This window comes from Tritonibacter sp. AK171, from assembly GCF_030127025.1.
In the GTDB taxonomy this organism is placed as follows: domain Bacteria; phylum Pseudomonadota; class Alphaproteobacteria; order Rhodobacterales; family Rhodobacteraceae; genus Epibacterium; species Epibacterium mobile.
In genome coordinates, this window is sequence record NZ_CP126134.1 from 2,795,827 (window position 1) to 2,818,254 (window position 22,428).

Sequence of the window (22,428 nt, forward strand, 5' to 3'; positions counted from 1 at the left end):
CCGCTCAATCCTCCATGCATTTTTTGAGGGCTTCCCCGACCCGTTCGGGGCCGGGGAAATAATTCCATTCCTGCGCGTGCGGATAGGGCGTATCCCAGCCCGTGACGCGGATAATCGGTGCCTCAAGATGGTAAAAACAGTTTTCTTGCACGATCGACATCAATTCCGCCCCAAAGCCTGAAGTCTTGGTCGCCTCATGCACGATCACGCAGCGCCCGGTTTTTTCCACAGAAGCCACGATGGTTTCCAGATCCAGCGGCAGCAGGGTGCGTAGGTCGATCACTTCAGCGTCAACGCCCGATTCTTCGGCGGCGGCCTCAGCCACATAGACCATGGTGCCATATGCCAGCACAGTCACGTCGCTGCCTTCGCGACGAATGGCGGCCTTGCCGAGCGGGATCGGCTCGTACCCGTCCGAGACTTCGCCCAAGGGATGCTTCTTCCAGCTGGTGACGGGACGGTCGTGATAACCGTCAAAAGGCCCATTATAGAGCCGCTTTGGCTCGAGAAAGATCACCGGATCAGGGTCTTCGATGGCGGCCAAGAGCAGACCTTTGGCATCGCTTGGATTGGAAGGCACCACCGTTTTTAGACCCGACGAATGGGTGAAAAACGCCTCGGGTGACTGGCTGTGCGTCTGGCCGCCAAAGATACCGCCACCGGTGGGCATGCGGATCACAATCGGGCAGGTGAAATCCCCTGCCGAGCGATGCCGCAAGCGTGCAGCCTCTGAGACGATCTGATCAATCGCCGGATACACGTAATCCGCAAACTGGATCTCAATCACCGGGCGCAATCCATAGGCGGCCATACCAATCGCGGTGCCGACAATGCCTGCCTCGTTGATCGGCGCGTCAAAGCAGCGTGATTTTCCATACTTCTTCTGCAGGCCTGCGGTGACGCGGAAGACACCGCCGAAGTAGCCTACATCTTCGCCGTAGACGACCACGCGGTCGTCTTTTTCCATGGCCACATCATGCGCATCGCGCAGGGCCTCGATCATGGTCATCTGGGCCATGTCAGTACCCCGCTTCTTGACGTTGTCTAATCAGATGGGGCGGCATTTTCTCGAACACACCTTCGAACATGTCGCGCGGGGACGGTCCTTTGCCACCTCCCAAAGTGCCGATCTTTTCCGCTTCTTTCTGGGCGGTGATGACCTGATCCATCAGTTCCGCTTCTGCTTGGCTGTGGCGCTCGTCGCTCCATTCTCCGATAAGGATCAGGTGGCGTTTCAACCGGTCGATTGGATCGCCCAGCGGCCATGCGGCGCCCTCATCAGCAGACCGATAGGCGGAAGGATCGTCACTGGTGGAATGGCCGCCCGCGCGGTAGGTGACATGTTCGATCAATGTCGGTCCAAGCCCCAGACGCGCGCGTTCCGCCGCCCATTTCGCCACCGCATTCACCGCGAGGTAGTCATTGCCGTCCACCCGGATCGACGCAATGCCAAACCCGTGGCCCCGCGCCGCAAACGTGCCCACGCCACCGCGTGCAATACCCTGAAAGGTCGAAATCGCCCACTGGTTATTGACGATGTTCAGCACCACCGGCGCATTGTAGGTCGAGGCAAACACCATCGCCGCATGGAAATCGCTCTCGGCGGTGGAGCCATCGCCGATCCAGCCCGCTGCGATCTTGGTATCACCGGAAATGGCGGAGGCCATCGCCCAGCCCACGGCCTGCACAAACTGGGTGCCAAGGTTGCCAGAAATCGAAAAGAATCCATGCTCCTTTGAGGAATACATGATCGGCAACTGGCGACCGTGCAAAGGGTCGTCCGCGTTGGAATAGATCTGGTTCATCATGGTGACGAGCGGATAATCCCGCGCGATCAACAGACCCGCCTGCCGATAGGTGGGAAAGTTCATATCCCCATCCTGCAGCGCACGCGAGAAGGCACAGCTCACGGCCTCTTCTCCGAGATGCTGCATGTAGAAGCTGGTTTTGCCCTGACGCTGCGCGTTCTGCATCCGGGCGTCAAACGCCCGCAATAGCATCATGTCGCGCAACCCCTCGCGCAATTCCTCTGGCGTGAGGGCACCAGCCCAATCGCCCACGGCCTCGCCTTCCTTGTTCAGCACCCGCACGATGGAAAACGCCATTTCGCGCATATCATCCGGGTCCACATCCACCGCAGGACGCGCAACAGCCCCCGCGCGCGGCACCTCAAAGTATGAGAAATCCGGTGTATCGCCCGGACGACAACCCGGTTCGGGCACATTCAGCGCAAGCGGCTGGTAGGTCTGGTCGTCAGTCATGCAGCACCTCGTTTCGCGTCAGACGCCTTCGCTAGAATCTCAGCCACCATGTCATCTGCGACCGCGGTGGTGGTGCGTCCGGTCTTGTCGCTCAGCTCCAGCAATGTGCGGATGCGCCCCGCCACCCCGTCGAGCCGCTCGGTACGATAGCGCGTGCCCGCCTTGTGGATCTCACCTGCGACACTGATGATGCCGCCTGCGTTGACCACGTAATCGGGCAGATAGCGAATGCCCTTGGCACGCAGCGCATCTGCCACTTCTGGCGTCTCAAGCTGGTTGTTGGCGGCACCACACACCAGTTTTGCGGTCAACTTCTCAACAGTAGCGTTGGTCAGTACACCGCCAAGGGCGCAGGGCGCAAAGATGTCCATCTCTGTCTCAAAAACCTGCGTTGTGTCGCAGATCCTTGCACCAAAGGCCGCTTTCGCATGCTGAAGAGCCGCGTCATTAATGTCAGCGACGATCAGATCGGCCCCAACGCTATGCAATTTTTCGGCAAGCGACATACCGACGTGGCCAAGCCCTTGAACCAGCACCCGGCGCCCGGTGAGATCACGGGTGCCAAACACCACCTCAGCGCCGACCTGAAGGCATTGGAATACCCCTTGCGCGGTAAAGGGCGACGGATCACCGGTGCCATAGTCACCCCCCTCCAGCCCCACTGCATAAGGGGTTTCCTCGGCGACGATCTTCATATCCTCGGGCGAAATTCCGACATCCTCTGCGGTGTAATAGCTGCCATTCAGGCTTTGAACGGCGCGGCCAAAAGCGCGCAGCAGGGCGGGAGACTTATCGGTGCGAGCATTGCCGACGATCACGGATTTGCCACCACCCAGCGCCAGATCGGCCATGGCGTTCTTGCAGGTCATCCCCTGCGCCAAGCGGAGCACATCGCGGCGCGCCTCATCAAGTGTTGCGTAGTCCCACATCCGGCAGCCGCCAGCAGCAGGGCCAAGGGTTGTCGAATGCACGCAGATGAAGGCTTGCAGACCGCTTTCGGTATCTTCCGCAAAAACGAGGCGTTCATATCCTTCGGGTACCGTTTCCTCGGTCAGGTTCAGTGTCATGGTCTCTCCACCGGGCAAAAATCTGATTTGGCGATTTTATCGCAAAACACTGGTGGAAAAATCGAACATCCCCCATGTATATTGCGAATGATTGGTGTTTACCGCTACAAATGAGGCTTATTGTGGCTAGATACGCTGCAGACAGGTTAGACCGTGCGATTCTACGCGCCCTGCGAGAAGACGGTCGTATGTCTCTGGTCCAGCTGTCCGACCGTGTTGGATTGTCTCCGACCCCTGTGAAACGACGCTTGCGACAGCTGGAAGACAGCGGGTTGATCGAAGGCTACGTCGCCCGCATCGATCGCAAGACTGCGGGCTTTGGCATTACTGCGTTTGTATCGGTTGAACTGGAGAAACAGGACGCCGAAGCAGTGGCTAGCTTTCAAAAGAAAGTCGCGCAATTTGAAGAGGTTGTCACAGGCAGCCTGATGACAGGTGCGCAGGATTTTCTGCTGGAAGTCGTGGTGGAGAGCCTCGAAGAATTCGAGACGTTTCTTCAGACCAAACTTATGCGTGTGGAGGGGCTGCGCGCGGTGCGCTCTCGCTTTGCGCTGCGCAAGTTCATCGACCGCACGCGCATCCCTTAAGAATAAGAAGAGGCCGCCCCCACAATGTAGGCGCGGCCTCTGGATCGGTTTTTCGGGGACCGATTATTCAATCAAAGTGCGGCTTTGAACAGTTGTGTCAGGTTTTCCTCGGTCAGTTTGACGGGGTTGCCGCCACAGCTGGGATCAATGATCGCGCCTTTGACCAGTTCGGGGATGGAGTCCTCGGTGACGCCGAGTTCCGCAAGGCCACGCGGAATGCCAAGGCTGTCGTTGAACTCCTGCACAAACGCCTTGAACCCATCAAAGCCGCCCGCGATACCAAGATAAGCCGCCGCCATGTCAAAACGTTCGGCAATCTCAGAGGCATTGAACTCCAGCACCGCGGGCATGCAGACCGCATTGGTGGTGCCGTGGTGGGTGTTGAAATGTGCGCCAATAGGGTGGCTCATAGCGTGGATCGCGCCGAGGCCTTTCTGGAAGGCGGTCGCGCCCATGGCCGCCGCAGACATCATATGCGCGCGCGCCTCAATGTCAGTGCCATCTGCGTAGGCGCGCGGCAGGTAGTCCTTCACTAGGCGCATACCTTCAAGCGCCATGCCCTGCGACATCGGGTGATAATGCGGCGAGGAGAAGGCCTCGACACAATGGGCAAAGGCATCAAGGCCGGTGCCGGCGGTGATGAACTTCGGCATGCCGACGGTCAGTTCGGGATCGCAAATCACCACGGTGGGCAGGACCTTGGGGTGGAAGATGATCTTTTTCTGATGGGTGACGCTGTCGGTGATGACAGAGGCGCGACCCACCTCAGACCCGGTGCCCGCAGTGGTCGGCACTGCGATGATCGGCGCGATGGCGTCGGCATCGGCACGGGTCCACCAGTCGCCGATGTCCTCAAAATCCCAAACCGGGCGAGTCTGGCCTGCCATGAAGGCGACCATCTTGCCCAGATCAAGACCGGAGCCGCCGCCAAAGGCGATCACCCCGTCATGGCCGCCGGCCTTGTAAGCCGCGACACCGGCATCGAGGTTCTTCTCGTTCGGGTTTGGGTCCACCTCGGAAAACATCCCGCGACCAAGGCCGGCGGCCTCCATGATGTCGAGGGTGGATTTTGTCACGGGCAGATCCGCAAGCCCCTTGTCGGTGACCAACAGTGGCTTCTTGATCCCGGCCTGCGCGCAGGCATCGGCCAGTTCCTTGATCCGGCCGGCGCCGAATTTGATTGCGGTCGGGTATGACCAGTTTCCAATGAGAGACATCAGCATGTTCCTGTGGTGAGCCGGGGTGGGGGCGCTGCCCCCGCTTGCCCTTCGGCAAGCTCCCCCGAGGTATTTTCAAAAAGATGAAGGGGGTTAGCCCGTGACTTTTTTCAGGTGGTAGGATTTGGGGCGGGTCAGGTTGTGATAGCCGATCACCGAGAGGCCACCGCCGCGCCCGGTGTTCTTGCAGCCGGTCCAGCACAGCGCGGGGTCGAGGTAGTCGGCGCGGTTCATGAACACGGTGCCGGTTTCGATCTGGTCACCCACCGCCTGTGCGCGCTCCAGATCCTTGGTCCAGATCGAGGCGGTGAGACCAAATTCGCTGTCGTTCATCAGCTCGATCGCTTCTTCGTCGGAAGAGACCTTCATGATGCCAACGACCGGGCCAAAGCTCTCATCGCGCATCACCCGCATCTCATGGGTGACATTGGTCAGGATCTGCGGCGTCAGATAGGCGCCGCCATCATCGGCCTCCATGGTGGCGATATGGGCCACGGCGCCCTGTTCGACCGCCTCGGCGATCTGGTCGCGCACTTCTTTGGCAAAGCGCACATTGGCCATCGGGCCGATGGTTGTCTCTGCCTCAAGCGGGTTGCCGAGCTTGTAGCCGTTGACCACCGCCAGCGCCTTTTCAAGGAAGCTATCATAGAGGCTTTCGTGCACGTAGATGCGTTCGATGCCGCAGCAGCACTGGCCGGAGTTGAACATTGCCCCGTCGATCAGCGTGTCGACCGCCGCATCCACATCGGCGTCCTCCATGACATAGCCGGGGTCCTTGCCGCCCAGTTCGGTGCCCACGCCGGTGAACGTGCCCGCTGCGGCGCGCTCCATTGCCTGACCACCGCCAACGGAGCCGGTGAAGTTCACAAAATCAAACGCCTTCTCGGCAATCAGTGCCGAAGTGGTGTCGTGATCAAGGAACACATTCTTGAACACGTCCTCGGGCACGCCTGCCGCGTGGAAGGCTTTTGCCATACGCTCGCCCACCAGCAGGGTCTGGGTGGCATGTTTCAGCACCACGGTGTTGCCCGCGATCAGCGCCGGAGCGACCGTATTGATCGCCGTCATGTAAGGGTAGTTCCAGGGCGCGACCACAAAAATGACGCCATGGGGAATGCGCTTGATGTAGCGTTTGAACGTCGCGTCTTCGCCGACCTCGATATCCGCCAGCGACTCAGCCGCGATCTTCGCCATATGCGATGCGCGTTCGTTGAACCCGCCAAACTCGCCGCCAAACCGCACGGGACGGCCCATCATATGGGCAAGCTCGGGCACGATTTCATCGTTCATCTCGCCAATGGCGGCGACACCTGCCATTACGAGGTCAATGCGTTCCTGAAGCGGGCGCGCCGCCCAAGCCTTCTGTGCTGTCCGCACCGCAGCCACCTCGGCGCGGGCGGCGTCCAGATCCAGCGTCTCGCGGCTGGCGTAGACCGATCCGTCGATCGGCGAAATACAATTCAGTGTCTTGCCCATTGGCCAACTCCTCCGGGGGCGCAGGATACGGCCCCGATTTTCTTCATCTTCTCCCAAATATCCCGGGGGTGCGGGGGCTGGCCCCCGCCTATCCACCAGATATCAGGCTTTCTCAAACCCGCGCGCAACTTCGTAGTCGGTCACCACACGGTTGAACTCTTCGATCTCCCACTCCGCCGCGCGGGCGTAATGGGTGATCACCTCTTCGCCAAACGCCTCGCGCAGCATGTCGGACGCCAAAAGCGCCTCACGCGCCTCAAGCAGGCTGCGCGGAATATGTTGCTGGGCGTCGTTCGCATAGGCGTCGCCGTTGAACGGGTCTTGTAGGTCCAGCTTTTCTTCGATCCCCTTGAGGCCCGCCGCCAGCATTGCCGCCTGTGCCAGATAGGGGTTCATGTCGGACCCCGGAACCCGGCATTCAACCCGTACGCCTTTGGTGCCGTCACCGCATAGGCGGAACGCCGCCGTACGATTATCCACCGACCAAACCACCTGCGTCGGCGCAAAGGTGCCCTTGGCGAAACGCTTGTAGCTGTTGATGTAGGGTGCCATGAAATAGGTGTAGTCAGCGGCGTATTTCAACAGCCCCGCCATATAATGGTCCATCAGCTTGGACTTGCCCAGCGGTGCGCTCTCATCGAAAAACGCGTTTGACCCTTCTTTCCACAACGACTGATGCACATGCGCGGCAGACCCGACCCGCTCGTGGTGCCATTTGGGAAGGAAAGTCGCAGCAAAGCCCTGCTGATGCGCGATCTCTTTGATACCATGTTTGGCGATAGTGTGATGATCCGCAGTAGCGAGTGCCGCATCATATTTGATGTTGAGCTCCTCCTGGCCAGCCTCTGCCTCGCCCTTGGAACCTTCAATCGGTAGCCCCATGGCGCGCAGATGATTGCGGATCGGGCGCATCACAGGTTCCTCCTTGGAGGTCTGCATGATGCTGTAATCTTCGTTGTAGGTGGAGATCGGCTCAAGGTTCTGAAACCCACCCGCCGCGATCTCATCATGGGTGCCCTTAAAGAGGAAGAACTCCAGCTCGGTCGCCATCACTGGCGACAGGCCCAGCTCTTCGCAACGGGCGATCTGCGCCTTAAGCATTTCGCGCGGCGAATGCGCGACGGGTGCATGGGTGTGGTGGTCGATCACATCGCACAAAACCATGGCAGTCCCGTCGAGCCATGGCACCGGCCGCAGCGTCGAGAGGTCCGGCTTCATGATATAGTCGCCGTAGCCGCGCTCCCAACTGGTGGAGGCATAGCCATCGGGCGTGGCCATCGCAAGGTCGGTGGCCAGCAGATAGTTGCAGCAGTGGGTTTCACCCTCGGCCATCTCAAGAAAGGCCTCGGCGTGGAAGCGTTTGCCCATCAGGCGGCCCTGCATATCCACAATGCAGACCAAAACCGTATCCACCTGTCCGGCGGCGATCTGTTCCTTGAGATCCTCGAAAGTCATCTGGCGTTCCCTGTTGTTCTGACAGGGGGCAAGGTAAAACCCCGCCCCCGACATATGTTGGTTTTATTGTTGCGATCAGCCGTAGCGGTACGGACGACCAGCCTTCGCCATATCGGCGTTATATTTTTTGAAGATTTCCACGACCTTTGCTTTGGTCTCGGACTCGGCGGCGATTTCGTCCCAGAACTTCACGGCGGCGTCTTCGACCTGCTGCCATTCGGCATCGGGAATCGATGTGAGCTTCAGCTTGTCGCCATTCACACGCAAGGACGCCTCGCCACCCCAGTACCACCACTGGCGATAGTAGTGCGATTGATCGGTACAGACGCGGAACAGAGCCTGCAGATCCTCAGGCAGCTCGTTCCAGCGATCCATGTTGGCAAAGAAGCTCCCCGCCCATGCACCGGAAATGTTGTTGGTCAGGAAGTAGTTGGTCACATCGGCCCAACCCACGGTGTAGTCCTCGGTGATCCCGGACCACGCAACGCCATCCAGCTCGCCGGTCTGCATCGCAACTTCGATGTCTTCCCACGGCAGGGTCACAGGCACCACGCCAAACTGGCTCAGGAAACGACCCGCAGTCGGGAAGGTAAAGACCCGCTTACCTTTGAGATCCTCAAGCGAGTTGATCGGATCTTTGGTGGCAAAGTGGCAGGGATCCCAGGAACCGGCAGAGATATGCTTGACGCCAACTTTGGAATATTCCGCGTCCCAGATCTCATTGAGGCCGTATTGGTTAAACAACACCGGCACGTCGAGGGAATAGCGGGATGCAAATGGGAAGTAGCCGCCAAAGACGGTGACTTCGGTCGGCGACGCCATGGAGTCATCATCGGACTGCACCGCATCAATCGTGCCTTTTTGCATGGCGCGAAACAGCTCGCCGGTTGGCACCAGCTGATCGGCGTAGAACAGCTCGATCTGCATGCGGTCGCCTGCGATCTTGTTGAACATCTCGATCGCTGGATCAATCACATGAGCCGCAAGCGCAGGGCCTGCATAGGTCTGCATACGCCATGTGATTTTGCCGGAAGCCAGAGCCGGGGCAGCCAGTGGTGCAGCCGCGGCGCCCAGCGCTGTGGTCTTTAGAAAATTACGACGTGTTGTCATGTCTTTCAGTCTCCTCTGTCGGACTTGGTTCAATGGCTGTGTGCGCAGGGCTTCAGCCGTCTGAATCCTTCCCGGAGCCGTTGCGGTGCATTCTCGCGAAGGATGTCGCCATGCGCGAGCACGACGATTTTGGGGTGCCAATCCAGCATACGGGTCAGTGCATTGCGCAATTTGTCCCGACCGCCTGTGAAGGACATCCAGATGTCCAGCGGCATTTTTCCGTGGGGCGCGAGAATTCCCGCAACCCATGCAAAGGGCCGCACCCACAGGGGCAGATCCTTTGCGTGCATGTTCTCAATGAGGTCGGTCAGCACAAGCGTGCGGCTCTTTTTGTGGAAAAAGACGACCTCAGTGTGAACCTTACTTCCCTCGACAATGAGTTGGTCTAAGTCCTCTGCCCATTCAGGCGCAGGCGCTTCGGCCAAATCTCGGTCGAAAGTAATCTTTACATTCCGGCTTTCTGCACGTGCACGCACTCCCGGTGACGCCCAACTGGTGGCCTCAGGATAGCGAGCCGCCCAGTCCCCGATATAGGCGTAGTGAATCCAGTTTGGCGAGACCAGATGCCGGATCGGCCCCAGCTCTTCAAGTGCCGCTGCCAGTTCTGGTGTCCAGTTAATGGGCGAGTGCAAAAACAGCTCCCCGTTGGCCAGCCGAATGACCGTCATCCGCGTCGGGAAAGGGATCCGGTAAAAGTCGATGGTCGGGCCATCTACGATCCAGATATCCTCAGCCAATGGCGTCAGAAGGGGCGCCTCACTTGCCATACACGGTCTCCGGCAGCCAGAGCGCGATTTGCGGGAACACCATGATGATTCCGAGCGCTACAACCATGATCGCCACAAAGGGCACGATGGAGCGGTAGATGTCGGTGAGCGAAATCTCTGGCGGAGCCATGGCCCGCATCAGGAACAGGTTGTAGCCGAAGGGCGGCGTCATATAGGCGATCTGGGTGGTGATCGTATAGAGCACGCCATACCAGACTAGGTCAAACCCGAGCGCTGCGACCAGAGGAACGTAGAGCGGGGCCACAATCACCAGCATCGCGGTGTCATCAAGGAAGGTGCCCATGATGATGAAGCTGAGCTGCATCAGGATCAGGATCATCCAGGGATTGAGGCCGAGCTGCTCGGTGAACAGGCTATCGATGGCCTTCACGGCCCCAAGCCCGTCGAACACCGCGCCAAAACCAAGCGCTGCAAGGATGATCCACATGAACATGCAGGAAATCGCCAGCGTGTTCTTGGTGCAGGATTCAAAGATCTTCCACGTCATGCGACGCTTAGCAATAGATGCCGCCAGCGCCGTCAACGCACCGATGGCGGAGCTTTCCACCAGCGAGGTCCAGCCATTCACGAAAGGCACCATCATGGCGGCAAAGATCAAGAGCGGCAGAGCACCAGCCCCGAGGAGGCGTAGTTTCTCGGCACGCGGCACCTCGTGGGCGTCTTCCATCGCAGGACCAAGCGCCGGGTTCGCCTTGCAGCGCAGCCAGATGTAGATGATGAACAGGCCCGCCATCATCAGCCCCGGTATCACGCCCGCAAGCCACAGTTGCCCCACCGGCTGGCGCGCGATCATCGCATAGAGCACCAGAACCACCGAGGGCGGCACCAGAATGCCGAGCGAAGACCCGGCCTGAATAACACCGGTCACCATGGTTTTGTCATAGCCACGGCGCAGAAGCTCCGGCAGCGCGATCGTGGCGCCGATCGCCATGCCCGCGACCGACAGACCGTTCATCGCCGAAACCAGAACCATCAGACCAATGGTGCCGATTGCAAGGCCGCCATTGATCGGCCCCATCCAGACGTGGAACATCTTGTAAAGGTCATCGGCGAGGCGGCTTTCGCTCAGCACGTAGCCCATGAAAATGAACATCGGCAGCGTCAGCAGCGGATACCATTTCATCAGCTTCATCGCCGCCGAGAACGGGATATCGTAACCGCCCACGCCCCAGAGCAGAAGCGCCGCCACGGCCCCAACGGCACCGATCGCACCAAAGACGCGCTGCCCGGTGAAGAGCATCAGCATCATCGATGCAAACATGAAGATGGCGATATATTCCTGGCTCATGAGGGGCGCTCGCTTGGGATGTCGTGGCCCTTGAGGCGGGCAATGTCTTTGAAGAGTTCCGAGATGGCCTGCAACAGCATCAGGAAAAAGCCGAAGACCATGATGGATTTGATCGGCCAGATGAAGGGGCGCCACGCGGTGGAGGCACGCTCCATATGGCCCACTTCCTCAGCGCCGGTGATCAGCCCCCAGAAGAAGGCAAAGGGGTTGTCGCCCCAATAGCCCAGGGAATAGGCCGTGGAGCCAAGGCCGCCGTAGAACAGAATGCCCAGATAGGTGATGAGCGCCAGCACGGTGAAGGCGTCAAACCAGGCTTTCCGCCGCGTCGACCAGTTGTGATAGAACAGATCCATCCGCACGTTTGACCCGATCTGTATCGAGTAGGGGCCACCGAGAATGTAGTATGTGACCATGGCAAACTGGGCCATTTCCAGTGTCCAGAGCGAAGGCAGAAAGAAGGTCTTGGAGATCGAGGACCACAGGAGGATCCCCATCATCGCAAATAGCCCCCACATCATCAGGCGGCCGATGCGATAGTTCACCGCATCCACCACCCGTACATATCCCAGCATGGCTCCGATCATGCGAACCTCTCCTCCAGAGTGGCGCGAATCCAAGGCGCGAGCACCGCAGCCCAATGGTCCTGCTGATCCGCTGTGGCGATCAGATCGTTGCGGATTTCCAGCATCACGTTCAGCAATCCGTTGTCGCAACCGTGCATATCCAGCGTATGGGCGACGCCGTCGCTGGCGCTGTAGGGTTCATTGAGGCGCGTATTCCATGGCAGGCCCTCGGGTTGATGCGCCAGCATCGCCTGCGCAAAGCGGTCATCGCGCCCGTGCAGCAGCCCCAGTTCCACCGCGCGGGTTTTGCCCTTGTAGACGGGGGTGAAGCTGTGCACCGTGACCATCAGGCGCAGCGCCGTTTTGCGGGTGTCGATCTCCGCGGCCAAAGCGGCGCGGAACGGTTCGTACACCGCTTCGACCCGCTGCGCGCGCGCCGCATCCGAGAGGTCGCGGTTGCCGGGAACGTCGAAAATCTCTGAGGTTGCGGGAATCGCTGTCGGCGATTCAGGCGGGCGGTTCAAGTCATAGACCAGCCGCGAAATACACCCCTCAATCAGTGGCCCCTGCAACAGTTCAGCCAGCTTGCGCGCCACACCCAGTGCACCAGGATCCCAGGCGATGTGGCTCTGACGGACCTCATCATCCAAGCCCAGCGCATCCAACTGTGTTGGAATCCAATTGGCAGCATGTTCACAGACGATGATAACCTCCGCATTCGCAGCGGAGGGCGTCTTGGCGAAGGAGGGACCGAAGTCAGAGGCAAGGGTATCCGTATTCATATGAAGCATGCTCTTCAGCCTGCCCCCTTCTGTCAATATACTTTCTGTAAAAATTCTTTCATCACGATCAAACCTGTAATAAAATGCTAAAAACACGAGCAGGAGGGCCGTGGATGCCGACGATCGCCGAGAAACTCAAAGCACGTGAATCTGACCTGACACGCGCGGAGCGGCAACTATCGGCGGCTATTCTGGACAACTACCCAATTCCTGGCCTCGGCAGCATCACAGAGCTTGCCGAACTGGCTGAGGTCTCCACGCCCACGGTGGCGCGTATGGTGCAAAAACTGGGGTTCTCAGGGTATCCGGAATTTCAACATGCCCTGCGGGAAGAGTTACGAGAAATCATCTCTAACCCAGTGGAAAAACGCGCAGAACAGACCCCCGACCTGCCAGAATCCCATATGCTGAACCGGTACGCGGTCGGTGTTTACGACAACATTCGGGCGACGCTGGAAAACGTAAATCTCGATGAGTTTGACACGCTCTGCACACTATTGGCAGACACAGATCGGCGGGTGCATATCGCAGGCGGAAGACTAAGCGGAACACTCGCGCAGAACTTCTATCTGCACCTGCAAATGGTGCGAAGAGATGTCTTCATGATCCCACCGCGCGCCTCATGGACACACTCAGTTCTGGACCTCTTGCCCGGTGATACGCTGATTCTTTTTGACATCCGCCGCTATGAAAATGCCACGCTGTTGCTTGCCGAAATGGCGCATGAGCGCGGGGTGCAGGTTGTTCTGTTCACCGATCAGTGGCGCTCTCCGATCCAAAAAGTAGCAAAGTTCACCTTTGCCGCACGTATTGCTGTCCCCTCCGCATGGGATTCCGGCGTAGCACTTCTTTTGTTGATCGAGAGCATAATCGCCAAGATCCAAGAGGATCACTGGGAGACGGTCAAAGCACGCACGGATGAGCTGGAAGCCGCTTTCGACCGAACGCGCCTGTTTCGCAAATTCACCTGAGGTCTGTTCCCGGCCCCGATCCAGCGATACCTTGCGCTGATAGGGACACGTGAGACGAACAATGACCAACAGCCATGACAGATTTCAACTCTCGCCTGAGACACGCGTCCTGACACCAGACGTGAAGGGGCTGTCGGAATTGTTGCTGGCACTGCGTGAAGGACACTCCATTCTCGCACGTCCAAGCGATACTCCCATCAAGATCCGTCCAGAGCCGGTGCAGTGGCTCTATTGTCAAAGCTCTGGCTCCACAGGCTTTGCCAAAACCATTCGACGCACGCCGCACAGTTGGATCAGCAGCTTCGAGATGGATCGAGAGATATTTGCGCTCAGCTCCGGGGATGTCTACGCGAGCCTCGGCAACCTTTCTCACTCACTGACCTTATTTGCGGCCGTCGCCGCCTGCCATATCGGTGCGGATCTGGCGATGCTTGGCGGGAGCGGGCCGCGCAGGCAACTGGAGCAGCTGGAGGCGCTGGGGGTAACGGTGCTATATGCCACGCCAGCACAGCTACGCCTGCTACTGCGTGCGTCAGAAGAGAAGTACCTGCCTCACGTCCGGCTGCTGTTTTCATCTGGCGGCAAGCTTGACGATGAAACGCGGTCAAACTTGATGCACCTGCTCCCCCACTGCGACATTCACGAGATCTTTGGCGCGACGGAGACAAGCTACATGACCCTTGCAGGCCCAGATGCACCGGCGGGTTCCGTTGGCAAGGCCTACCCGAGTGTCGAGATTAAGGTCACGGATGCAGATGCGAACGGCGTGGGTGAGATCTGGATCCGCAGCCCGTTTGTCTTTGACGGCTACGCAGAAGGTCACAGCGCCGAAACCCGCTGGGAGGGGGGGTGGCTTTCCATTGGCGAAATGGGCAAGCTCGATACTTTTGGGAACCTCTACCCGAAAGGGCGACGTAACCGCATGGTCACGGTCGCCGACAAGAATGTATTTCCCGAAGAGATCGAAGCCGTCTTAATGCGCGCTGATGGTGTGGAGATGGCGGTTGCGCTCTCTTTTCCTGATGAGCTGCGCGGGTATCAGATCGTGGCGGTTGTTCAGGGGAGCGCTGATCTGAACGCGCTCAGGCATCTGTGCCGCACCAAAATCGGTGACCATGCGGTCCCGCGTGAGTTCCATGTAGTTGAGTCCATTCCGATGCTGGCTGCGGGCAAACCTGACCTGCAAACATTAAAACGCATGTGGGACGCATCCTGATGCCACGGATCATTGCTGCGCGCAGAACGGCCGTGGTGCCAAAGGGTGGAAAGTTTGCCTTATTAGAGCCGCATGAGTTGGCCTCACCAGTCATTCACGCCTGCCTTGCAGATGCAGGTATCGCAGCACATGAGGTCGGCGAGTTGATCCTGTCAAATGCACTTGGCGGGGGTGGTAATCCCGCCAGAATCGCTGCCCTGGCGGCGGGTTTACCCGAACATGTGGCCGGGCTCAGCATAGATCGCCAATGTGCAGGCGGGCTTGATGCGATCCTGCTCGGGCATGCCATGGTGCAGGCAGGACACCATGAGGTGGTCATCGCCGGTGGCGCTGAGAGTTACTCCCGCCGCCCGCTGCGCAGCCGCACCTTTGCCGATGGACGCCCGCCCGAGCCCTACTCACAAGCCCGATTTACACCTTGGCCAGATCGCGACCCAGACATGGCTGAGGCGGCGGCGGAGCTGTCACGCAAGATTGGTATCACGCGCGCAGAACAAGACGCATGGGCCCAGCGCAGCCATGCGCTTGCTTTGTCACATGCGGCCTGCCGCGTACGTGAAATCACTCCTGTTGGTGATGTCTCTGAGGATGCCTTCACCCGCAATTTAACGTCGCGCCATTGCGAGCGGGCCAGAGTTGTGAGCGGTGATATCACAGCCGCAAATATGGCGGTTGCAGCAGATGCAGCGGCATTTGTGGTCATTGTCAGCGACCAAATGGCAAAACGCCTGAATGCGCGGGGGCTGACCCTGATCGAGGGAGCAACCCTTGGCGCGGCACCCGATCAACCCGGCCTTGCCCCAATCTCTGCCATCAAACACGTGCTCAAACGCGCAGACGTAGATCACAAAATCCTAGCGCGGGCAGAGGTTATGGAAGCCTTTGCAGCTCAGGCGCTGGCCTGCATCCGCGGCGCTCATCTGCCTGATGAGATCGTAAACCCCGCTGGTGGAGCATTGGCGCAAGGGCATCCGGTTGGGGCATCCGGTGCGATCCTTGTCGTGCGGCTGTTTCATGCCTTGCGGACAGGTGATGCCCCTGCCCTTGCAGCAATTGCCGCTGCGGGTGGCATTGGCAGTGCGGCACTTTTTGAAGCCATAGAATAAATAAGTCTAATAATAAAAAGGCGCCGCGACATGCGACGCCTTTTCCATGCTCATGAGCGTGCGAAGATCACTTCAGATCGAAACGGTCGAGCTCCATCACCTTGACCCACGCGTTGACAAAATCGGCAACCATTTTGCCAGCGTTGTCGTCCTGCGCATAGACCTCAGAGATCGCGCGCAACTGCGAGTTGGAGCCAAAGATCAGGTCAGCACGGGTGCCGGTCCATTTCACATCACCGGTGGCACGATCCGCACCCTCAAACACCTCACCACTGTCATCCGTGGCCGTCCATTTGGTGTTCAGGTCCAGCACGTTGACGAAGAAGTCATTCGTCAACTGGCCCTTGCGGGTGGTCAGAACCCCATGCGCGCTGTCGCCGTAGGTGGCACCGATTGCACGCAAACCGCCAACCAGCACTGCCATCTCTGGAGCGGACAGGGTGAGAAGCTGTGCTTTGTCGACCAGCATTTCCTCGGTCGAGACCGAGAATTTCTTGGGCGCGTAGTTCCGGAACCCGTCCACCTGCGGTTCCATCACGTCAAAGCTCTCGACGTCGGTCTGCGCGTCGGTGGCGTCGGTGCGGCCGGGGGTGAACGGCACGGTCACGTCAAAGCCCGCGTCCTTGGCGGATTTCTCCACCGCGGCGGACCCTGCAAGCACGATCAGATCGGCCAGCGAGACTTTCATGCCGCCGGAGGCAGAGCCGTTGAACGAAGACTGGATGCCCTCCAGCACGCTCAGGACCCGTGTCAGCTTTGCCGGCTCGTTCACGGCCCAGTCTTTCTGCGGGGCCAGGCGGATGCGCGCGCCATTGGCGCCGCCGCGCTTGTCGGAGCCACGGAAGGTAGAGGCCGACGACCAGGCCACATAGACCAGATCCTGCACCGACAGGCCGGAGGCCAGGATTTCCGCCTTGAGCGATGCGATCTCGCTGTCACCGATCAGCGGGTGATCGACCGCTGGGACCGGGTCCTGCCAGATCAGGTCTTCGTCCGGCACATCCGCGCCGAGGTAGCAGGCCTTTGGCCCCATGTCGCGGTGGGTCAGCTTGAACCAGGCGCGGCGGAAGGCTTCGGCGAACTCTTCGGGGTTTTGGTGGAACCGCTTGGAGATCGGGCCGTAGATCGGGTCCATCTTCATCGCCATATCGGCGGTGGTCATCATGATCGGAACCTTCTTGCCGGAACCATCCACCTCGGGGGCGTGGTCCTCGTCCTTGAGGTCCTTGGCATGCCAGATCCAGGCACCGGCGGGGGATTTGGTCAGTTCCCAGTCATAACCGAACAGTACGTCGAAATAGCCCATGTCCCACTGGATCGGGTTGGACGTCCATGCGCCCTCGATACCAGAGGTGATGGTGTCGACGCCCTTGCCGGATCTATGCGAGGAGAGCCAGCCCTGCCCCATTGCCTCAATCGGCGCGGCTTCGGGTTCGGGGCCGACGGCCTCGACCGGGCCGTTGCCGTGCGCCTTGCCGAAGGTGTGGCCACCGGCGGTCAGCGCCACGGTTTCCTCGTCATTCATCGCCATCCGCGCGAAGGTCTCGCGGATGTCGCGACCGGAGGCAATGGGGTCCGGGTTGCCGTCCGGGCCTTCGGGGTTCACGTAGATCAGGCCCATCTGCACCGCAGCCAGTGGGTCTTCCAGTTCGCGATCACCGGAATAGCGTGCCTGTTCGTGATCCGATGTGGCGAGCCATTCGTCCTCGGCCCCCCAGTAGATGTCTTCCTCGGGTTCCCAAACATCGGCACGACCGCCACCAAAGCCAAAGGGCTTCAACCCCATGGATTCAATCGCGCAGTTGCCGGCGAGGATCATCAGGTCGGCCCAGGACAGGGCGTTGCCGTATTTCTTCTTGATCGGCCACAGCAGCATGCGGGCCTTATCGAGGTTGCCGTTGTCCGGCCAGGAGTTCAGCGGTGCGAAACGCTGGGTCCCGGTGGAACCACCCCCGCGACCGTCTGCGGTCCGGTAGGTGCCCGCCGAGTGCCACGCCATGCGGATCATTAACCCGCCGTAGTGACCATAATCCGCGGGCCACCAGTCCTGACTGTCGGTCATCAGGGCGATCAGGTCTTTCTTGACCGCATCAAGATCGAGGCCTTTGAAGGCCTCGGCATAATTGAAGTCTTCGCCCAGCGGGTTCTGGCGTGTCTGATGCTGATGCAGGATCGCGAGGTTCAGCTGGTTTGGCCACCAATCGCGGTTGGACCTGCGCCCCTTGTTGGTGTTTGCACCGGAAAACGGGCAACCGCCGCCTGCTCCAATATCTTGTCCGTCCATATCTTCCTCCAGAAATTGTCCGTGGTGGGGACTATTGTGACCTTAGTGGGCAAGCCGGATTGATCCGCAATTCGGCGAATCTCAGTGCCCGGCATCTGCCCTTGTTGATGACCCTAGCAAAGGTTCAGAATTATTCTAAGTTGCATTTTTTCATGGCAACGATAAGAAAAACCTATGATAAATATTACGCTTAAACAGCTCCGTTATTTTGAGGCCCTGACCCGGCATGGGCATTTTGGCCGTGCCGCAGACACCTGTGCAATCTCGCAACCGGCCTTGTCTGTGCAGATCAAGGAATTGGAGGAAACACTGGGCATCGTTCTGTTTGAACGTAGTGCGCGACATGTGCGGCTGACAGGGTTCGGGCAGGAATTTGCCGAGCGCGCGAGAGAGATTCTGCGTTCGGTGGATGAGTTGGGCGATCTGGCACGCGTGGCACAAGACCGGATGGTCGGGCGTTTGCGGATCGGTGTGATCCCAACCGTTGCCCCCTACCTGCTGCCCACTTTGATTCAACATTTGAATGCCAAACACGAAGGGCTTGATGTTCACATCCGCGAGACGCTGACCCAGCGGCTGATTACCGAGCTGCTGGATGGGCGTCTGGACACGGCTATCGTCGCTTTGCCCGTTTCAGAGCCGGGACTTACGGAAACCGCGCTCTTTGATGAGAAATTTGTGCTGGTCCGTCAGGCCGAAGACGCAGATGCGCCTGTTCCTTCACCCGAGGGTATGCGGGAGATGAAGCTGCTATTGTTGGAAGAAGGTCATTGTTTCCGTGACCAAGCCTTGTCCTTTTGCAGCCTGCGCCCAGCATTACCGCGCGACGGGCTGGATGGCAGCTCATTGTCCACGCTAGTCCAGATGGTCGGCGCGGGCATTGGGGTCACCATCATCCCAGAGATGGCGGTTCCTGTCGAAACCCGCTCTGCGCCAGTCTCACTTGCCCGTTTCCCCGGAGAAGAGCCGGGCCGCACCATCGGTATGGTCTGGCGTAAGACAAGCCCACTCGCCCCACACCTGCAGAACATTGCCGAGGTGGTGCGCGACGCTGCCGAAGCGCTCGCTGACAGGCATAAGGACATCCTGCCAGCGTAACCCATTCTGTCTTAGCGCCCCTTCCAGATCGGGTCGCGTTTCTCCGCAAAGGCGCGGGCACCTTCTAGGTTATCCTCAGACCCATAGAGCACATCCACCGTGCGCAGCTGCCGACCGGTGACACGGTTCATCGCATCCTGAAATTTGGCGTCTTCGGCATCGCGCACGATCTCCTTGATCGCCGCATAGACCAGTGGCGGGCCAGAGGCCAAGAGGCGCGCCAGCTCCCACGCGCGGTCCATCAACTGATCCGCCGCGAGGATCTCGTTCACCAGCCCCCACCGTTGCGCTTCTTCGGCATCAAACCAGCGGCCCGTCAGCAAGAGCTCCATCGCAATGTGGTAAGGAATGCGTTTCGGCAGTTTGATCGACGCCGCATCCGCCACCGTGCCGGAGCGGATTTCCGGCAGGGCAAATCGCGCGTGATCCGCGGCGAGGATCATGTCCGCAGAAAGCGCCAGCTCCAACCCGCCGCCACAGGCAATACCGTTCACCGCAGCAATCACCGGTTTGTTGAGGTCGCGCAGCTCTTGTAGTCCACCAAAGCCACCAACGCCATAGTCGCCGTCCACCGCGTCACCGCCCGCTGCAGCCTTCAAATCCCATCCGGGACAGAAGAATTTTTCGCCACCGCCCGTGATGATGGCCACGCGCAGTTCATCGTCATCGCGAAAAGCCTGAAACGCCTCGCCCATCATGCGTGAGGTTGCAAGGTCAATGGCATTGGCCTTGGGCCGGTCCAACGTCACCTCTAAAATGGCGCCCTCGCGGCGGGTCTGAACCGGCGTGTGCTCAGTCATCGCAACATATCCTTTCTGCGTATCAGTGCATCTGCGGCCACCGCGTCGGACGGGGTACACAACAGCGGGTTGATTTCGATTTCTTCAAGGCCTTCAGCCTCCGCAACCACATAGGCCTCAACCGCGCGAATGGCGCGTAGAATCGCAGCACGATCCGCTGGCGGCGCGCCGCGATACCCGGACAACAACGGCGCGATGCGCAGACTGTCGAGCGCCGTATTCAGTGCTGCATCCGAGGCCGGCAACAACACGGAGGCGCTGTCTTGCATGATCTCTGTCAGCGTACTACCAGCCGCCAGTGTCAGCACAAACCCATGCGCAGGATCTTTGACGACACCGACGAGCAATTCCGCCGCTGCGCCAGTAACCATCTCTTCGACCAAAAACCGGTCTGTCGGCATCGCAACCGCCGCATCGCTCACGTCTTGGCCGCAAGTAAGGTTCAGCCTGACCGCGCCTTCTTCTGTTTTATGGGCGATACCTTCGCCCTTGAGCACCACCGGATAGCCGATATCGGCGGCGACCGCGCGGGCTGCAACCACACTGCGGGCCGGTTTGGAGCGCGGCACGCGTAGCCCAAATCGCGCCAGCCACGCCTTGGCTTCGCCCTCTGGCACCAGATCCGGATCGGGGTGGCTCTTGGTGGGCAGCAGCAGCGGATGAGCCAGCTCCGGCAAGGGAAGCCCCGCAGCCTCAATCGCAGACATCGCCTCAGACAATCCCAACATCGGCACCACGCCCGCCGCAAGAAGCTGTTCAGCTACGTCTTCGGGCAACAGCTCTGGCAATGTCGCAACTATCGCAATGGGCTGACCTGTTTGCTGCCGCACCGCAATGGCGGCCTGAGTGACGCACTCCCAGTCTGACGGATCACAACGATCACCACGCGGAAAGTCCACCACAAGAAGCGTCATCGCCAATTGCGGATCAACCATGGCAGAGAAAGCCCGCGTCATCGCGTCAACGTCGCGCCAGATATAAGTGTGATAATCGAGCGGGTTTGCAAGCGCGACCATGGGGCCAAGCGCGGCACGCAAATCGGTGCGCTGTCGGTCATTCAGCGCAGGCAAGCTGACACCGCGCCCGTGCGCCGTATCGGCAGCAAGGCTTGCCTCGCCCCCGGAGCAACTGATTGTCGCGATGCGGGTCGAGGGCAGGCGTCCAACCACATGCATCAGTTTCAAGGTTTCCAGAAAAGACGGCAGATCATACAGACGCGGGATGCCAAGTCGCGCCAACAATGCACCGGCTCCGGCATCCCCTCCTGCCAATGAAGCGGTGTGTGACACTGTTGCGGCCCGCGCTTGCGCGGATCGGCCAACCTTTAGGGCGACGATCTGCTTTCCCAACTGACGCGCTTTCAGCGCCAACGCCTCAAACGCGCGCAGGTCGCCAAACCCCTCAATGTGGAGGCCAAGAACCGTGACGCGATCATCCTCCAACAGCGCCTCACCGATCTCTGCCAAGCCCGTCTGTGCCTGATTTCCGCAGGTCACAACATAGGCCAGCGGCAACGCACGTTTCTGCATCGTCAGGTTGATCGCGATATTGGAACTTTGGGTGACAATCGCCACACCTTTTTCCACCCGCTGTCCACCATGCTGATCAGGCCAAAGGAGCGCTCCATCGAGATAATTGATAAAGCCGTAGCAATTGGGGCCCAAGACCGGCATATCGTCCGCTGCTTCCAGCAAGCATTGCTGAAGATCAGCCCCTTCGCTGTCTTCTGCCTGGGCCTCTAAAAAACCGGACGCAAAACAAACCGCCCCACCTGCTCCACGCGCTGACAGCGCTTTGACCACATCAATGGTGGCAAGCCGGTTGATCCCGATGAAACTGGCATCCGGTGCGAAGGGCAGCGCCTCAATATCCCGGAACGCAGGCAGACCCGCAACCTCCTCGGCTTTTGGATGCACAGGCCAGATATCGCCTGAAAATCCCATTTTGCGACATTGCTCGATCACCGCTGAACACCAGGTTCCGCCACCAATGACGGCGATTGAATCGGGTCTAAATAGCCTTTTTAGAGACTTCATATGACTCTATTCACCTGCAGTTGGGCGGTCCAGATGCCCAAGGCTCTGTTCCGGGTTGATACAGTCACGTACGCGAGATTTAAGCTCCTTCACATCTGGAAACCCACCGTCCCGCTTACGCTCCCAGATGAGGTTTCCATCCACAGTAATTTCAAAGGTTCCGCCAATTTCGCCGGGTATCAATGTGACCCCGCCCAACTGTTCCTGAAACGTCGACAACAGTTCCTGACTCATCCACGCGGCACGCAACAGCCAGTTGCAACCAATGCAATAGGTGATGGTGACATGCGGTTTCTGTTCGGTCTGAGCGGGGTTGGACAAGG

The 22,428-nt window shown here is 59.3% G+C and carries 20 protein-coding genes; 5 read left to right on the forward strand and 15 right to left on the reverse strand.

Annotated elements, in window-relative coordinates:
- Window positions 1–4: 4 nt before the first annotated feature.
- Genes QNI81_RS13110 through QNI81_RS13120 form a run of 3 tightly spaced genes read right to left on the reverse strand, consistent with a single transcriptional unit; the run spans window position 5 to window position 3,328 of the window.
- On the reverse strand, window positions 5–1,018 hold the full coding sequence (locus QNI81_RS13110) for an alpha-ketoacid dehydrogenase subunit beta (protein ID WP_126137836.1): 1,014 nt from the start codon (window positions 1,016–1,018) through the stop codon (window positions 5–7).
- 1 nt (window position 1,019) lies between these two features.
- The gene (locus QNI81_RS13115) at window positions 1,020–2,261 is read right to left on the reverse strand and encodes a 3-methyl-2-oxobutanoate dehydrogenase (2-methylpropanoyl-transferring) subunit alpha (protein ID WP_283966778.1); all 1,242 of its coding nucleotides are present in this window, start codon (window positions 2,259–2,261) and stop codon (window positions 1,020–1,022) included.
- Complete coding sequence (locus tag QNI81_RS13120; RefSeq protein WP_283966779.1) at window positions 2,258–3,328, reverse strand: Glu/Leu/Phe/Val family dehydrogenase; 1,071 nt, start codon at window positions 3,326–3,328, stop codon at window positions 2,258–2,260. The genes QNI81_RS13115 and QNI81_RS13120 overlap by 4 nt, the downstream gene beginning before the upstream one ends.
- A 74-nt stretch (window positions 3,329–3,402) precedes the next feature.
- Here QNI81_RS13120 and QNI81_RS13125 point away from each other — a divergent pair, with 74 nt between their 5' ends.
- Entirely contained in the window at window positions 3,403–3,915 is a 513-nt protein-coding gene (locus QNI81_RS13125) for an Lrp/AsnC family transcriptional regulator (RefSeq protein ID WP_009177474.1), read from the forward strand.
- A 71-nt stretch (window positions 3,916–3,986) separates the two neighbouring features.
- Here the strand turns inward: QNI81_RS13125 and QNI81_RS13130 are convergent, their stop codons facing one another.
- From QNI81_RS13130 to QNI81_RS13165, 8 genes are all read right to left on the reverse strand, one after another.
- Window positions 3,987–5,132, reverse strand: coding sequence for an iron-containing alcohol dehydrogenase (locus QNI81_RS13130; protein WP_283966780.1), 1,146 nt, complete (start codon window positions 5,130–5,132; stop codon window positions 3,987–3,989).
- A gap of 93 nt (window positions 5,133–5,225) precedes the next feature.
- Window positions 5,226–6,608 carry an aldehyde dehydrogenase family protein gene (locus QNI81_RS13135; protein ID WP_283966781.1) on the reverse strand — a complete coding sequence of 461 codons (1,383 nt, stop codon included), beginning with the start codon at window positions 6,606–6,608 and terminating at the stop codon, window positions 5,226–5,228.
- A gap of 102 nt (window positions 6,609–6,710) precedes the next feature.
- Entirely contained in the window at window positions 6,711–8,063 is a 1,353-nt protein-coding gene (locus tag QNI81_RS13140; protein WP_283966782.1) for a glutamine synthetase family protein, read from the reverse strand.
- Window positions 8,064–8,138: 75 nt separating this feature from the next.
- Window positions 8,139–9,173: a TRAP transporter substrate-binding protein gene (locus QNI81_RS13145; RefSeq protein WP_219174709.1), complete on the reverse strand. Its 1,035-nt coding sequence runs from the start codon at window positions 9,171–9,173 to the stop codon at window positions 8,139–8,141.
- 29 nt (window positions 9,174–9,202) lie between these two features.
- The gene (locus tag QNI81_RS13150) at window positions 9,203–9,940 is read right to left on the reverse strand and encodes a DUF4336 domain-containing protein (protein ID WP_126137843.1); all 738 of its coding nucleotides are present in this window, start codon (window positions 9,938–9,940) and stop codon (window positions 9,203–9,205) included.
- Window positions 9,930–11,249, reverse strand: coding sequence for a TRAP transporter large permease (locus tag QNI81_RS13155; RefSeq protein ID WP_065321256.1), 1,320 nt, complete (start codon window positions 11,247–11,249; stop codon window positions 9,930–9,932). Before QNI81_RS13155 ends, QNI81_RS13150 begins: the two co-directional genes overlap by 11 nt.
- Window positions 11,246–11,833 (reverse strand): TRAP transporter small permease subunit, encoded by a 588-nt coding sequence (locus QNI81_RS13160; protein WP_005616016.1) that lies wholly within the window; start codon window positions 11,831–11,833, stop codon window positions 11,246–11,248. The genes QNI81_RS13155 and QNI81_RS13160 overlap by 4 nt, the downstream gene beginning before the upstream one ends.
- Entirely contained in the window at window positions 11,830–12,594 is a 765-nt protein-coding gene (locus QNI81_RS13165; protein WP_283966783.1) for an N-formylglutamate amidohydrolase, read from the reverse strand. The genes QNI81_RS13160 and QNI81_RS13165 overlap by 4 nt, the downstream gene beginning before the upstream one ends.
- Before the next feature lie 113 nt (window positions 12,595–12,707).
- Between QNI81_RS13165 and QNI81_RS13170 the strand changes: the two genes are divergently transcribed.
- From QNI81_RS13170 to QNI81_RS13180, 3 genes are all read left to right on the forward strand, one after another.
- Window positions 12,708–13,565, forward strand: a complete 858-nt coding sequence (locus QNI81_RS13170; RefSeq protein ID WP_005616020.1) for a MurR/RpiR family transcriptional regulator — start codon at window positions 12,708–12,710, stop codon at window positions 13,563–13,565.
- Window positions 13,566–13,626: 61 nt separating this feature from the next.
- On the forward strand, window positions 13,627–14,781 hold the full coding sequence (locus QNI81_RS13175) for an AMP-binding protein (RefSeq protein WP_283966784.1): 1,155 nt from the start codon (window positions 13,627–13,629) through the stop codon (window positions 14,779–14,781).
- A complete protein-coding gene (locus QNI81_RS13180) occupies window positions 14,781–15,887 on the forward strand; it encodes an acetyl-CoA C-acyltransferase (RefSeq protein ID WP_283966785.1) in 1,107 nt (368 codons plus the stop codon). Before QNI81_RS13175 ends, QNI81_RS13180 begins: the two co-directional genes overlap by 1 nt.
- A gap of 67 nt (window positions 15,888–15,954) precedes the next feature.
- On the opposite strand, the gene katG is transcribed toward QNI81_RS13180, so the two are convergent.
- Entirely contained in the window at window positions 15,955–18,171 is a 2,217-nt protein-coding gene (katG, locus tag QNI81_RS13185; protein WP_283966786.1) for a catalase/peroxidase HPI, read from the reverse strand.
- Between the two features lie 174 nt (window positions 18,172–18,345).
- On the opposite strand from katG, the gene QNI81_RS13190 reads away from it, so the two are divergent.
- Window positions 18,346–19,269: a hydrogen peroxide-inducible genes activator gene (locus tag QNI81_RS13190; protein WP_283966787.1), complete on the forward strand. Its 924-nt coding sequence runs from the start codon at window positions 18,346–18,348 to the stop codon at window positions 19,267–19,269.
- A gap of 11 nt (window positions 19,270–19,280) precedes the next feature.
- Here the strand turns inward: QNI81_RS13190 and QNI81_RS13195 are convergent, their stop codons facing one another.
- Genes QNI81_RS13195 through QNI81_RS13205 form a run of 3 tightly spaced genes read right to left on the reverse strand, consistent with a single transcriptional unit; the run spans window position 19,281 to window position 22,426 of the window.
- Window positions 19,281–20,069, reverse strand: coding sequence for a carnitinyl-CoA dehydratase (locus QNI81_RS13195; RefSeq protein ID WP_283966788.1), 789 nt, complete (start codon window positions 20,067–20,069; stop codon window positions 19,281–19,283).
- Complete coding sequence (locus QNI81_RS13200; protein ID WP_283966789.1) at window positions 20,066–22,105, reverse strand: acetate--CoA ligase family protein; 2,040 nt, start codon at window positions 22,103–22,105, stop codon at window positions 20,066–20,068. The genes QNI81_RS13195 and QNI81_RS13200 overlap by 4 nt, the downstream gene beginning before the upstream one ends.
- 6 nt (window positions 22,106–22,111) lie before the next feature.
- A complete protein-coding gene (locus tag QNI81_RS13205) occupies window positions 22,112–22,426 on the reverse strand; it encodes an Rdx family protein (RefSeq protein WP_065333250.1) in 315 nt (104 codons plus the stop codon).
- Between the last annotated feature and the right edge of the window lie 2 nt (window positions 22,427–22,428).

Coding starts and splice junctions, on each gene's coding strand:
- QNI81_RS13145 (WP_219174709.1), bottom strand. CDS start 9,173: ATGACAACACGTCGTAATTTTCTAAAGACCACAGCGCTGGGCGCCGCG.
- QNI81_RS13165 (WP_283966783.1), bottom strand. CDS start 12,594: ATGAATACGGATACCCTTGCCTCTGACTTCGGTCCCTCCTTCGCCAAG.
- QNI81_RS13155 (WP_065321256.1), bottom strand. CDS start 11,249: ATGAGCCAGGAATATATCGCCATCTTCATGTTTGCATCGATGATGCTG.
- QNI81_RS13115 (WP_283966778.1), bottom strand. CDS start 2,261: ATGACTGACGACCAGACCTACCAGCCGCTTGCGCTGAATGTGCCCGAA.
- QNI81_RS13195 (WP_283966788.1), bottom strand. CDS start 20,069: ATGACTGAGCACACGCCGGTTCAGACCCGCCGCGAGGGCGCCATTTTA.
- QNI81_RS13200 (WP_283966789.1), bottom strand. CDS start 22,105: ATGAAGTCTCTAAAAAGGCTATTTAGACCCGATTCAATCGCCGTCATT.
- QNI81_RS13110 (WP_126137836.1), bottom strand. CDS start 1,018: ATGGCCCAGATGACCATGATCGAGGCCCTGCGCGATGCGCATGATGTG.
- QNI81_RS13135 (WP_283966781.1), bottom strand. CDS start 6,608: ATGGGCAAGACACTGAATTGTATTTCGCCGATCGACGGATCGGTCTAC.
- QNI81_RS13150 (WP_126137843.1), bottom strand. CDS start 9,940: ATGGCAAGTGAGGCGCCCCTTCTGACGCCATTGGCTGAGGATATCTGG.
- QNI81_RS13170 (WP_005616020.1), top strand. CDS start 12,708: ATGCCGACGATCGCCGAGAAACTCAAAGCACGTGAATCTGACCTGACA.
- QNI81_RS13175 (WP_283966784.1), top strand. CDS start 13,627: ATGACCAACAGCCATGACAGATTTCAACTCTCGCCTGAGACACGCGTC.
- QNI81_RS13130 (WP_283966780.1), bottom strand. CDS start 5,132: ATGTCTCTCATTGGAAACTGGTCATACCCGACCGCAATCAAATTCGGC.
- QNI81_RS13190 (WP_283966787.1), top strand. CDS start 18,346: ATGATAAATATTACGCTTAAACAGCTCCGTTATTTTGAGGCCCTGACC.
- QNI81_RS13140 (WP_283966782.1), bottom strand. CDS start 8,063: ATGACTTTCGAGGATCTCAAGGAACAGATCGCCGCCGGACAGGTGGAT.
- QNI81_RS13120 (WP_283966779.1), bottom strand. CDS start 3,328: ATGACACTGAACCTGACCGAGGAAACGGTACCCGAAGGATATGAACGC.
- QNI81_RS13180 (WP_283966785.1), top strand. CDS start 14,781: ATGCCACGGATCATTGCTGCGCGCAGAACGGCCGTGGTGCCAAAGGGT.
- katG (WP_283966786.1), bottom strand. CDS start 18,171: ATGGACGGACAAGATATTGGAGCAGGCGGCGGTTGCCCGTTTTCCGGT.
- QNI81_RS13125 (WP_009177474.1), top strand. CDS start 3,403: ATGTATATTGCGAATGATTGGTGTTTACCGCTACAAATGAGGCTTATT.
- QNI81_RS13160 (WP_005616016.1), bottom strand. CDS start 11,833: ATGATCGGAGCCATGCTGGGATATGTACGGGTGGTGGATGCGGTGAAC.